Source organism: Companilactobacillus allii, assembly GCF_001971585.1.
GTDB lineage: Bacteria > Bacillota > Bacilli > Lactobacillales > Lactobacillaceae > Companilactobacillus > Companilactobacillus allii.
On the sequence record NZ_CP019323.1, the window covers coordinates 1,927,892 to 1,941,142 of the forward strand.

Below are 13,251 nucleotides of genomic sequence, written 5' to 3' on the forward strand. Positions count from 1 at the left end.
TTGTTTAGGTTATATCTTATATTTTAGAGGGTACATAAATCATTAAATGATTTTTGGAACTCGTTTTAGGAGAAATTTTAGATGGATGAATTAGATAAGTTAATTGAAAGGCATCAAAACTTATCCAAAATATCAGTTGCATTTCTGTATTCAATTGCCGTGTCTATCGCGGTTAATATGTTTTGGACACCTGGAGGTATTTATGGTTCAGGTGTAACCGGTGCTGCTCAGTTAGTTTCTACTATAACTGAACGTTGGTTTCCGTTTCATATTTCGACCTCAATAATGTATTTTGCGTTTAACGCACCATTATTTGTTCTGGCCTGGAAGAAAATCGATCATAACTTTACTGTTTTTACAGCTATTGCCGTAGTTTTTGCATCAGTCATGATGCATATTTTCCCTGCTGCAAAGATAACCGCTGACCCACTGGTTTGTGCCATTTTTGGTGCTGTTGCTAATGGATTTGGTACAGGTATGGCGTTACGTAATGGTATTTCAACCGGTGGTATTGATATTGTTGGTATTATTTTAAGGAAAAAGACAGGTAAAAGTGTCGGAACGATAAATATCATGTTTAATGTATTTATTGTTTTCTGTGCCGGTTTACTGTTTGGTTGGGTGCATGCTTTGTACAGTGCGGTCAGTATTTTTATAAATGGCCAAGTCATTGATATGATTTATAATAAGGATCAGAAACTTCAAGTTATGGTCGTTACTGCAAAGCCCAAAAATGTTATTAAGCAGATTCAAACTGAAATGAGACGTGGTATTACCATTGTTCATGATGTTGAAGGTGCATATAAGCATGAAGAAAAAACTATTTTATTTACAGTTATTTCACGATCAGAATTACATGACCTTGAAACTGCTATGAGTCTCTCAGATCCTCATGCGTTTGTTAGTGTTACTGACACTGTCAAAATTTTGGGTAGATTTTATCAAAAGCACATTTATTAATCAGAGTGTGAAAATGCACGGGTAATTTCCGAGCATTAACGTAAATAATTCCGATATTCGCAAAAGTGAATATCGGAATTATTTTTGTTAAGCGGAAGAAATTGTGCATTTTCACACGTTTTCGCTGCGGAGTAGAAAAAACTTGTCACAGTTCCTTTTTACGATTAGCCAAGAGTATATTAGGGGGGTATGAAACAGTGGTTCTGTTAGCTTAAGTAGTACAATTATGTATAATAGGTAATTAGTTAGTTCAGTTTTTTAATTGAGGAGGAAATGAAAATGATAATTGGATCACATGTAGCCATGAAAGCACCTGATATGTTGGCTGGTTCTGCTAAGGAAGCTCATAGTTATGGAGCGAATGCTATGATGATTTTTACTGGAGCACCTCAAAACACACGACGTAAAGATATTTCAGAGATGAATATTGAAGAGGGTAAAAGATTACTTGAGCTATATGGAATTGATCACGTTATCGGTCATGCTCCTTATATTATTAATTTGGGAAATACCGTTAAGCCTGAAAAGTTACCTTTTGGAATATCTTTTATGCAGGACGAATTGAAACGTGCCGATGCTCTAGGAATTGAGGCAATAAGCTTTCATCCAGGTGCTCATTTAAAGCAGGGTCCAGAAAAGGCTTTATTGCAGATAGCGCAGTCATTGGATAAAGTGATCTCACCGAATCAAAAAGTTAGTATTGCAATAGAAACTATGGCTGGCAAGGGTACTGAAGTAGGAATTAATTTTGAACAATTGGCTTATATTTTTGATCATTGCCAAAATAACAATAAACTTTCCGTTACCATGGATACTTGCCATATGAGTGATGCAGGCTATGACATCAAGAATGACTTTGATGGTGTTTTGAATGAATTTGATCATGTGGTAGGGCTAGATAGGTTATCAGTTATTCATTTGAATGATTCTAAAAATGAACGTGGATCTCACAAAGATAGACATGATGATATAGGATTTGGAACTATTGGGTTTGATGCATTGAACTACGTCGCTCATCACCCACAACTAGAACTTGTTCCTAAAATAATGGAAACTCCATATGTTAAAAAAGATGAGAATGATAAAAAAGGTATTGCTCCATTTAAAGAAGAAATAGATATGTTACGTGAGCAGAAGTTTGATCCTGATATGAAAGCTAAATTAATTAAGGAAAACTAAAAGGCTAGTCATTTGACTAGCCTTTCTTATATCCGTTTATTTGTAAGTTTTCCATGATCAATGCTGCGGTTTCTTCAATTGATCTATCTGCTGTATTGATTACAGGGCAACCAAGTTTTTTATAAATATCATTTGAGTAATCTAATTCTTTTTGGATCTCGTTTTCATCTGAGTAAGTTGTATCTGGATCTAATCCATAAGCAATCATTCTTTGACGACGAATTTTCATAAGTACGTTCATGTCATTTGTAAGACCGACGATTTTAGTCTTATCAACTTGCCAGAGTTCATCTGGTAATTGTGTTTTAGGACCGATTGGTAAATTAGCAACACGAATGTTCCTGTTAGCTAAGTATAATGATAAAGGAGTTTTCGAAGTCCTAGAAATACCTAATAAAACAAGGTCAGCTTCTAAAAGCCCTTTAGGATTTCTACCATCATCATTTGAAACGGTAAATTCCATTGCTGAAATCATGTCAAAGTATTCATCATCTAGATTATGTATTAATCCCTTTTTACGAATAGGTTCTTCATTAACGATTTGGCCGAATGTTCCTATGATTGGATTTAATATGTCATAATAAGTTATACCGTTATTTTGACAATATGAATTGATAATGTCACATAATTCCTTTGAAACGATAGTATGTAATATTATTGCATTTGCATCATTTGCCATCGAAAGTATCTCTTTTAGATGATTATCGTTCTTTACAAAGGGATATTTTGTGTAGACAGTATCAAACATAGGAAATTGTGCAAAAGCTGCCTTAGCGACTCGTACAGCAGTCTCTCCAGCGGAATCTGAAAGTACAAAAACGCTTAATTTTCGGCTCATAAAAATTCCTCCTAAAAAAAATATAGAAAAATGTTTGAACAATGGGTTCTTTTTGTTATAATAACATATGAGCTGTGAAAGAAAAATAGCAGTTACGTACAAGTTGGAAGGAGGGATATCATATGTCAAAAACTGTCGTTCATGAAAATGAGTCGCTGGATGATGCTCTTCGTCGCTTCAAACGTTCTGTCTCAAAAAGTGGTACACTTCAAGAATATAGAAAACGCGAGTTTTACGAAAAGCCTAGTGTTAAGAAAAAGTTAAAATCAGAGGCCGCTCGTAAGCGTAACAAGAAACGTCGTTAATATGACTTAAAGGTTAAAACATTTTATGTTTTAACCTTTTTTTTACGAAAAATTTACATACGTGTGCTATCATTCAAGTAATAATAGGAGGAGTTGTATTTATTGGCAGAAAACAAAGATCAATTTAAAAAGAGTATTCAAATCAAGAATCCACAAGACGCAGTTAGTCTATTTGGAGTCAATGATAGCAACTTGAAATTAATTGAAGAAGGTATGAATGTAAAAATTCATGCTTTTGGTGAACAACTAGATATTACTGGTGATCATGATAATGTGAGCAAAGCGTATACACTAGTTGTGAAATTAGTTAAGTTAATTGAGAGTGGTATTGGATTAGGATCAGCAGATATTGTCAGTGGCATGAAGATGGTTGAACGTGGAACTCTAGATTACTTTGAGGATTTGTATAAAACCGAACTGATTAGAGACTTCAGTGGGAAACCAGTTAGAGTTAGAAACTTTGGTCAGAGACAATACATTAATGCTATTAATCACAATGATATTACATTTGGAATTGGACCAGCTGGTACTGGTAAAACTTACCTTGCCGTTGTAATGGCCGTTGCTGCTCTTAAAAAGGGAACAGTTAAACGTATCGTCCTTACTAGACCTGCTGTTGAAGCGGGTGAAAGTTTGGGATTTTTGCCGGGCGACTTAAAGGAAAAGGTCGATCCGTACTTGCGTCCCATTTATGACGCATTATACGCAATTATGGGAGCAGATCACACAGGTCGCCTATTGGAACGTGGAGTTATTGAAATCGCCCCTCTAGCTTATATGAGAGGGCGTACGTTGGATGAATCATTTGTTATACTAGATGAGGCTCAAAATACCACTAGAGAACAAATGAAGATGTTTTTAACACGTTTAGGATTTGATTCCAAGATGATAGTGAATGGTGATATTTCTCAGATTGATCTACCACGTAATTCTCGTAGCGGATTAATTCAAGCTCAGAAAATATTGCAAAATTTACCACACGTACAATTTGTTGATTTCACTTCCGCTGATGTTGTTAGACATCCAGTAGTAGCCGAGATTATTGATGCGTATGATGATTCTGATAAAATTGAAAAATAACGGGGATAAGTATGGATTTAGAAATTTATAATGATGATAAGTTAATCGATCAATCACGTGTTGATTGGGTCAATGATATTGTGAAGTTTACTTTTGACAAATTAGAATTAAAAGATGACACTCAATTATCAATTCATTTTGTTACAAAAGATAAAATTCATGAAATTAATAAAGAATATCGTGATACCGATAGAGCAACTGACGTAATTAGTTTTGCCATTAATGATGGAGAGGATTCATTGAATTATTTGGAAGAGCAAATTCCTGATTTGCCATTGGATCTTGGAGACTTATTTATAAGTGTTGAAATCGTTGATGAACATGCTAAAGATTACGAGCATTCATTTGATCGTGAATTAGGATATACGATTGTGCATGGGATTCTTCATTTAAACGGTTATGATCACATAAAACCAGAAGATGAAAAGGTCATGATTGGTTTACAAGAAGAAATTCTTAGTGCGTATGGATTACAAAAATAGCAATTAAATAGGAGACTGGGTCAGTGGAAATTAACGAACAAGAATTATTTGATATAGCATATAAAGCCATGGATCATGCGTATGCACCGTATTCAAATTATACAGTCGGTGCAGCTATTCTATGTGATGATGGAAAAATTTATTCTGGTGTTAATATAGAAAATGCTTCATATGGATTGACCAATTGTGCTGAAAGAACAGCTATATTCAAGGCTGTATCTGTTGGTGCTAAGGAAATAAAAGCTATTGCAATCGTTAATGGAACTTCAGATATGTCTAAACCTTGTGGTGCATGTAGACAAGTTATGAGTGAATTTATGAAATCAGATGCACCAGTATTCTTAGCGAATAACGTTAACGAGTATAAAGAGTTTAAATTTAGAGAAATTTTACCACTGGCATTCAGTGATGAGGATATGGATTAATTATGGATAATAAAAATTTTCGTTCAGGATTTGTAGCAATTGTAGGACGCCCCAATGTTGGTAAATCAACATTTATGAACCGTATTATTAAAGAACAAATTGCAATTACTTCACCTAAAGCACAGACAACTAGAAATAAGATACAAGGTATTTTTACGGATGAAAAACGTCAAATAATCTTTTTGGATACACCCGGAATCCATAAGCCACACAATGGTTTGGATCAATATATGGATTCAGCAGCTACTTCTGCATTAAAAGAAGTTGATGCAGTATTATTTATGACAGAGGCTGGACAATCAGCTGGACCTGGAGACAAGTTCATTATTGAAGAATTGAAGAAAGTTAAGGCACCAGTATTCTTGATTCTGAATAAAATTGATATGATCAACCCAGATGATATGGCTCCACAAATTAGTGAATATTCACAATTAATGGACTTCTCTGAAGTTGTACCAATCAGTGCAACAAATGGTAATAATGTCGATGAATTGATTGATTCCTTAACGAAGGTATTACCAGTCGGACCACAATATTATGATGATGACCAAATCACTGATCATCCAGAATACTTTATCGTTGGTGAGCTTATTCGTGAGAAGATACTTGAGGATACACGTGATGAGATTCCTCATACTGTTGCTGTAATTGTTGAATCAATGAATCAACGTACGGCGGCTGGTAAACTTCAAGTTGAAGCAAGTATTTATGTTGAAAGAGAAAGCCAAAAGCCAATTATTATTGGTAAAGGTGGTAGTATGCTTAAAAATATTGGTATTGGTTCACGTATTAAAATCGAGCACTTATTAGGTGAAAAAATCAATTTGAAGCTTTGGGTAAGAGTTAAGAAAAATTGGCGTGATGATCCATTATTCTTGAATCAGGCTGGATATTCGGTTAAGGATCTTAAGTAATGCATCAAAATGAAACAAACTTTTTTGGTATTGTTGTTCGTAGACAAAGGTATAGGGAAAAAGATGCGCTAGTCACGATTCTTACTAAGGAATATGGTTTTAGAACTTTTTTAGTTCGAGGAACACAAGGATCAAAGTCTAAGATTTCTGGCTCAGTTATTACATTTTCATATGGTGATTATACTGGAGTGGTTAGAGACGAAGGTCTATCTTATTTGAATTCTGCTAGTAATATTAAACAGTTTGATGAGATAATTCAGGATATCGAATTAAATGCGTATGCCACCTTTCTTTTTGACTTATTGCACAGTGCATTTATAGACTCACCGTTAACAGATGAGTGGTATAGGGATACGTTCAAGGCACTATTGTATATTGAGAATGGATTCGATCCACAAATAGTTATTGATATTATGCAAATGCATTTATTGCAGGTGTTTGGTGTACAACCCAATATGGATTCTTGTGTTGTTGGTGGTGAGACAGAGGGAAGATTCGACTTTTCAGTTGTTTTAGGTGGAATTATTTGTTCAAAGCATTTTGACACAGATATTCATCGATTGCATGTACCTGAACGAATCGTTTACTTTTTAAGATTATTTAGTAAAATCGGTCTTGATCAAATTGGTAAGATTGAAATCAAGAATAACAATAAAGATATGATTCAAGGTGCTATCGATTCTATTTATCTTGGTTCAGTGGGATATTATCCTAAAAGTAAGAAATTTATTGATGATATGAAAACGTGGCGTATTTGATACGTTTGTATAATTGACAATATTTTTAAAATTGCTATAATTAATTCTATGAAAACAGCGATGCGGGATGGTGAAAGCCGCTACAGTTTCAATGGCTAATGGTTATTTAATTTTTTAATAAAAGAGCAGGACTAAAGTCCTGAATTAGGGTGGAACCGCGAAATTATTCGTCCCTTGCTAGGTAGACAACTATACCTTGCAAGGGATTTTTTGTGCTTACCCGAAGGGAGACAGTATGGCAAAAGAATTAAATGTACAAAATATGATATTGACACTTCAAAAATTTTGGGGTGATAAAGGTTGCATGTTGATGCAAGCTTATGATACAGAAAAAGGTGCCGGAACTATGAGTCCTTATACGTTCTTGCGTGCAATTGGACCAGAGCCATGGAATGCAGCTTATGTAGAACCTTCAAGACGACCAGCAGATGGTAGATATGGTGAAAACCCTAATCGTTTGTACCAACATCATCAATTTCAAGTTGTTATGAAACCAGCTCCTGAGAATATTCAAGAATATTATCTAGATTCACTACGTGCACTAGGCATTGAACCTTTGGAACATGATATTCGTTTCGTTGAAGATAACTGGGAGAACCCATCAATGGGTTGTGCCGGTGTTGGTTGGGAAGTTTGGCTTGATGGTATGGAAGTTTCACAATTTACATACTTCCAACAAGTCGGCGGTCTAGCATGTCACCCTGTAACAAGTGAAATCACATATGGTGTTGAACGTTTAGCTTCATACATTCAAAATGTTAATTCAGTTTATGATCTTGAATGGGGTGATGGAGTACTTTATGGTGATATTTTCAAAGAACCAGAGTATGAGCATTCAAAGTATTCATTTGAGGAAAGCAATCAAGATATGTTGTTTAAATTCTTTGATGAATATGAAAAAGAAGCAAATCGTTTAATGGACTTAGGACTAGTTCACCCAGCTTACGATTATATTTTGAAATGTAGTCACACATTTAATTTGTTGGATGCCCGTGGAGCTGTCTCTGTTACTGAAAGAGCAGCATTCTTATCACGTATTAGAAAAATGGCACATAAAGTTGCAAAGGCATTTGTTGAAGAACGTAAGAAGCGTGGTTTCCCATTATTGGCAAATAGCGATGCAGTAAAGGAGAATGAAAATGACTAAAAATTACTTATTAGAAATCGGTTTGGAAGAAATGCCTGCCCATGTTGTAACTAACAGTGTTAATCAGTTGGCACAAAAGGCCGCAAAATTCTTAAAAGAAAACCGTATTTCATTCTCAAACATCGAAAAATACTCAACACCAAGACGTTTGGCAATTATTGTTAAGGATATTGCTGAAAAACAAACAGATATTGATATTAAGGCAAAAGGACCATCAAAGAAAATTGCACAAGATGCCGATGGTAATTGGACAAAGGCAGCTCAAGGATTTGCTCGTGGTCAAGGAATGACTACTGATGATATTTTCTTTGAAGAATTAAAAGGGGTCGAATATGTTTATATCCAAAAGCATGAAGCCGGTAAGAATGTTGAAGATGTCTTATCTGAAATTACTGATGTAATCAAGTCACTAACATTCCCAACTAGAATGCACTGGGGTTCATATGATTTTGAATATATTCGACCAATTCACTGGTTAGTTTCGTTATTGAATACTGAAGAAGTTCCTTTACAAATTTTGGATGTTAAGTCTGGTCGTATGACACGTGGACATCGCTTCTTGGGTGAGGATATCGAAATAGATGATGCTATGAACTATGTTGAAAAACTACGATCACAATTTGTTATTGCTGATGCCAAAGAACGTAAGGATATTATTTCAAATCAAATTAAGACGATTGCAAATGATAACGACTGGGTTGTAGATATAGATGCTAATTTGCTTGAAGAAGTAAATAATTTGGTTGAATTCCCAACAACCTTCCATGGATCATTTGATAAGAAATATTTGGAGATTCCAGAAGAAGTTTTGATCACTTCAATGAAAGATAATCAAAGATATTTCTATGTTAGAAATCATCAAGGAAGTTTGGAACCATACTTTATTTCAGTTAGAAATGGTAATTCTGAACATATTGAAAATGTTATCAAAGGTAACGAAAAGGTTCTTGTTGCTAGATTGGAAGATGCTGATTTCTTCTATAAAGAAGATCAAAAGAAGACCATTGCTGATTACGTTGAAAAGTTAAAGACAGTTAATTTCCACGTTAAGATCGGTACGATGTTTGAGAAGATGGAGCGTGTACATCAAATTTCAAATCATTTGGCTGAATTATTTGGATTGTCAGCTGAAGAAACAAAAGACGTTTTACGTGCTAGTGACATTTACAAGTTTGATCTTGTCACAAATATGGTTGATGAATTCCCAGAATTACAAGGTGTCATGGGTGAAAAATATGCCAGCTTGATGGGGGAAGATGACGCTGTAGCGAAGGCTGTAAGAGAACACTATATGCCAATTTCAGCTGAGGGTGGCTTACCTGCAACTAAAGTTGGAGCAACATTGGCCATTGCCGATAAAATTGATTCACTTATAACATTTTATGCTGTTGATTTGATACCTAGTGGTTCAAACGACCCATACGCATTACGTCGTCAAGCCTACGGTATTGTTAGAATTTTGAATCAATATCAATGGTCATTAAATCTTGATGATTTACAAAGTTATTTAAAGAGTAATTTAACAGTTCCAGAGAAACTAGACTTGAGTGCACATACTAAGGATATTGATAAGTTTATGATTGATCGTGTACGTCAATTACTTGGTAATACAGATGTTAGAAATGATATCGTCGATGCTGTTATTAACGGCTCAGATGTTGATCCTATTATTATGATCAATACAGCCAAAGTATTGCAAAAACACGTTTCTGACGATGATTTCAAGGAAGTAGTTGAAGCACTTGGACGTGTGGTAAATCTATCTAAGAAAGCTAAGTTTGATTATAGTGATGATTTAGCTCTTAATGAATCGTTATTCGAGAATCCGTCAGAATCAGCATTGAATAATCAGGTTCAAGAGATTATCAAAGCAGGTAATTTTGATGCTGAAGCACTATACGAAAAACTCGCATCACTGAAGCCAGTTATTGACAGTTACTTTGATGAGAATATGATTATGGCGAAAGACGCTGAAGTTAAAAATAATCGTCTTACACAATTAGTTATTGCAAACCATTTAATTGCAAAATTGGGAGATTTGTCTAAAATTGTAGTTAAGTAAGCAAATAATTGTAATTGCGCTAACAATGTGATATATTATAGTTCACTGTTTTTATATGTATATTTGAGGAGGTGACGGCCATGGCAACTCGGATTCCACAGGAATTTATTGATGAAGTTACCTCAAAAACCAACATTGTTGATGTAATTAGTAAATATGTACAGTTAAAGAAATCAGGTAAAAACCTATTTGGATTGTGTCCTTTTCATGAGGAAAGAACACCATCTTTTTCAGTTGCTGAAGATAAACAGATATTCCATTGTTTTAGTTGCGGTCGTGGTGGAAATGTCTTCAAATTTATTATGGAAATTGAAAGTAAGAGCTTCCCTGAGTCTGTAATAGAAGTTGCCCAGATGGGTAACATATCTGTACCAGATCAATATCAAGTTAGTGATAATAATTATCAAAGTTCCGATAGTCAAACTTTAATAAAAATGTATGAGGAAGCAGCAAAGTTATATAGTCATATTTTGTTAAAGACAGAGAATGGAACACCAGCTTTAAAGTATTTAAATGGCCGTGATCTAGATGATAAGCTTATTGAAACCTTTAATCTGGGTTATGCACCGAATAATTCAAATCTCTTGCTCCAATTCTTCAAAAATCGTAAGATTGATGACTCAGTATTAAGAAAATCTGGATTATTTGCTGAAAATCAAGAAGGTGAATTGTTTGATCGGTTTAGAGACCGTGTAATGGTTCCAATTACGGATGAGTCAGGTAATATCATTGCTTTTTCAGGAAGAATTTTGAATAAAGCCGATGGTGTTGCCAAGTATATGAACAGTCCGGAAACGTCTATTTTTAATAAGAGTAAGGCACTGTTTAATCTCAATAATGCTAAAAAGACGATTCGAGATAATAAAAATGTAATTTTATTTGAAGGATTCATGGATGTAATTAGTGCTTATAAATCTGGAGTTACAAATGGTGTTGCCTCAATGGGAACTAGTTTGACTGATCAACAACTTTATACTTTAAGTCGATTGACCGACCAAATCAATATTTGTTATGACGGAGATGATCCTGGTGTAGAGGCTACTTATCGTGCGGTTACGCAATTAAACGATGATCGTTTTTCTTACGGAGTCATAAGTGTTCCGAATAAAAAAGATCCAGATGAGTATATTCGTAGTGAGGGTGGCGAGGCGTTTAAGAACTTAGTTAATAACGGAGTGCAAACTCCAATGAGTTTTTTACTTAATTACTTCAAGAGAAACTATAATCTCAGCAATGAACACGATCAAATTGAGTTCCTTAATCGTTCATTGAATGAAATAGTTAAGTTACAATCGCCAGTCGAAGTTGATATGTACGTTGGTAGAATTGCGGATGAAATGAATGTTTCAAAGGAATCTATCAATAAAGAACTTGATACACTTAGACGTAGAATGGCAATTAAACGCCCGGCTAATAATAATAGAAATGCAGAAAAAGCAGTACTTGAAAAAGTGACTGCGACTGTGCATTCCAATTATGATCGAATTGAAAAATCTGAACGTTGTTTGTTGTATTGGGCAATTAATTTTCCAGAGATTAGAATCAACCTCAAGGGGAATGGTTTCAACTTTGTCCATGTTAATTATCAAAGCCTTTTTAACTCACTGCTTTCATATGGGGAACAAAATGATGCAGAAGAAATCAATATTTCTGATTTTATGAATGTTCTCGATAACGATGAGAAGAATCTTTTAGCAGAATTGGAGATGATGCCAATGCCCGCCGAGTATAGTGATCAAGAGATTAATGATTATGTTAATAATATTAATAATTCGGATTTAGAGACAAAGGTTTCCGATATTAATCATCAATTGAAACAGGCTGCAATGGTAGGTGACAATAAATTACAATTAGAACTGACGAAGCAACTGATTGATGTTAGAAGATTGTTAAGTAATTAAAGCATACTGGAGGAATATACATGGCAACTAAAAAAACAACAGTATCAAAAGAACTAAAAACTGCTACAAAGAAGCTAGTTAAAGATCTTAAGAAAACTGGTTCCATTACAGAAGATGATCTACAAGAAAAGATTATCAAGCCTTACAAACTTAAAGGTGAAGCTTTAACTAATTTTATAAGTGAACTTGAGGACCAAGGTATTGGTGTTGTTGATAAAAAGGGTAATCCAAGTAAACTTTCTCTTTTGAAAGAAAAAAAGGAAGCAGAAAAGAGTCCTAAAAAGAAAAATGATACTACTGCCCCAACTGATATTAAGGTTAATGATCCAGTTCGTATGTATTTGAAGGAAATTGGCCGTGTTCCGTTGCTTAATGCCCAACAAGAAGTTGATCTTGCTTTGAAAATCGAACAAGGGGATGAGGAGGCTAAACAAAGTTTAGCCGAAGCCAACCTTCGTTTAGTTGTTTCCATTGCCAAGAGATATGTAGGCCGTGGTATGCAATTTCTTGATTTGATTCAAGAAGGTAACATGGGTCTAATGAAGGCCGTTGAAAAATTCGATTATCGCTTAGGATTTAAGTTTTCTACATATGCAACATGGTGGATCAGACAGGCTATTACGCGTGCTATTGCTGATCAAGCCCGTACAATTCGTATTCCAGTACATATGGTCGAGACAATCAATAAGTTGATTCGTATTCAACGTCAATTACTTCAAGATTTAGGTCGTGAACCTTTACCAGAAGAAATTGGTGCAGAAATGGATATGCCAACTGGAAAAGTTCGTGATATTCTAAAGATTGCACAAGAACCAGTATCATTGGAAACACCTATTGGTGAAGAGGATGATTCTCATTTAGGTGATTTCATTGAAGATTCTGATGCAACAAGTCCTGAAGATCATGCATCATATGAATTATTAAAAGAGCAATTAGAGAATGTTTTAGATACTTTAACTGATCGTGAAGAAAATGTCCTTCGTTTACGTTTTGGTCTAGATGATGGTAGGACTAGAACTTTGGAAGAGGTTGGTAAAGTCTTTGGCGTTACACGTGAAAGAATTAGACAAATTGAGGCCAAAGCTCTTAGAAAATTACGTCATCCATCAAGATCTAAACAATTAAAGGATTTCTTGGAATAACAATTAGCGTTTCTTTTCAAAAGAACAGCGAATTCATTGCTGTTCTTTTTTATTGTTA

General features: G+C 34.7%; 13 protein-coding genes. 12 read left to right on the top strand and 1 reads right to left on the bottom strand.

Going from position 1 to position 13,251, the window contains the following annotated elements; all coding sequences use genetic code 11:
• Positions 1–81 precede the first annotated feature (81 nt).
• Positions 82–960, top strand: coding sequence for a YitT family protein (locus BTM29_RS09540; protein WP_076616687.1), 879 nt, complete (start codon positions 82–84; stop codon positions 958–960).
• Positions 961–1,239: 279 nt separating this feature from the next.
• Positions 1,240–2,139, top strand: coding sequence for a deoxyribonuclease IV (locus BTM29_RS09545; protein WP_076616692.1), 900 nt, complete (start codon positions 1,240–1,242; stop codon positions 2,137–2,139).
• Positions 2,140–2,155: 16 nt separating this feature from the next.
• Here BTM29_RS09545 and BTM29_RS09550 read toward each other — a convergent pair whose 3' ends face one another.
• Positions 2,156–2,977 (bottom strand): pyruvate, water dikinase regulatory protein, encoded by an 822-nt coding sequence (locus BTM29_RS09550; protein WP_076616695.1) that lies wholly within the window; start codon positions 2,975–2,977, stop codon positions 2,156–2,158.
• Between the two features lie 122 nt (positions 2,978–3,099).
• On the opposite strand from BTM29_RS09550, the gene rpsU reads away from it, so the two are divergent.
• The 10 genes from rpsU (at position 3,100) to rpoD (ending at position 13,193) form a co-directional block, all read left to right on the top strand.
• The gene (rpsU, locus tag BTM29_RS09555) at positions 3,100–3,282 is read left to right on the top strand and encodes a 30S ribosomal protein S21 (RefSeq protein ID WP_025024478.1); all 183 of its coding nucleotides are present in this window, start codon (positions 3,100–3,102) and stop codon (positions 3,280–3,282) included.
• Between the two features lie 102 nt (positions 3,283–3,384).
• Complete coding sequence (locus BTM29_RS09560; RefSeq protein WP_076616698.1) at positions 3,385–4,362, top strand: PhoH family protein; 978 nt, start codon at positions 3,385–3,387, stop codon at positions 4,360–4,362.
• A gap of 11 nt (positions 4,363–4,373) precedes the next feature.
• Positions 4,374–4,844 carry an rRNA maturation RNase YbeY gene (gene ybeY, locus BTM29_RS09565; RefSeq protein WP_076616701.1) on the top strand — a complete coding sequence of 157 codons (471 nt, stop codon included), beginning with the start codon at positions 4,374–4,376 and terminating at the stop codon, positions 4,842–4,844.
• Positions 4,845–4,867: 23 nt separating this feature from the next.
• Complete coding sequence (locus tag BTM29_RS09570) at positions 4,868–5,269, top strand: cytidine deaminase (RefSeq protein ID WP_211333760.1); 402 nt, start codon at positions 4,868–4,870, stop codon at positions 5,267–5,269.
• A 2-nt stretch (positions 5,270–5,271) separates the two neighbouring features.
• On the top strand, positions 5,272–6,183 hold the full coding sequence (gene era / locus BTM29_RS09575) for a GTPase Era (protein WP_076616705.1): 912 nt from the start codon (positions 5,272–5,274) through the stop codon (positions 6,181–6,183).
• Entirely contained in the window at positions 6,183–6,941 is a 759-nt protein-coding gene (gene recO, locus BTM29_RS09580; RefSeq protein ID WP_076616708.1) for a DNA repair protein RecO, read from the top strand. Before era ends, recO begins: the two co-directional genes overlap by 1 nt.
• 235 nt (positions 6,942–7,176) lie before the next feature.
• The gene (glyQ, locus tag BTM29_RS09585; protein ID WP_076616711.1) at positions 7,177–8,088 is read left to right on the top strand and encodes a glycine--tRNA ligase subunit alpha; all 912 of its coding nucleotides are present in this window, start codon (positions 7,177–7,179) and stop codon (positions 8,086–8,088) included.
• Complete coding sequence (gene glyS, locus BTM29_RS09590; RefSeq protein ID WP_076616714.1) at positions 8,081–10,150, top strand: glycine--tRNA ligase subunit beta; 2,070 nt, start codon at positions 8,081–8,083, stop codon at positions 10,148–10,150. Before glyQ ends, glyS begins: the two co-directional genes overlap by 8 nt.
• Before the next feature lie 80 nt (positions 10,151–10,230).
• Complete coding sequence (gene dnaG / locus BTM29_RS09595; RefSeq protein ID WP_076616717.1) at positions 10,231–12,051, top strand: DNA primase; 1,821 nt, start codon at positions 10,231–10,233, stop codon at positions 12,049–12,051.
• 20 nt (positions 12,052–12,071) lie between these two features.
• Complete coding sequence (gene rpoD, locus BTM29_RS09600) at positions 12,072–13,193, top strand: RNA polymerase sigma factor RpoD (protein WP_076616721.1); 1,122 nt, start codon at positions 12,072–12,074, stop codon at positions 13,191–13,193.
• Positions 13,194–13,251: the final 58 nt, after the last annotated feature.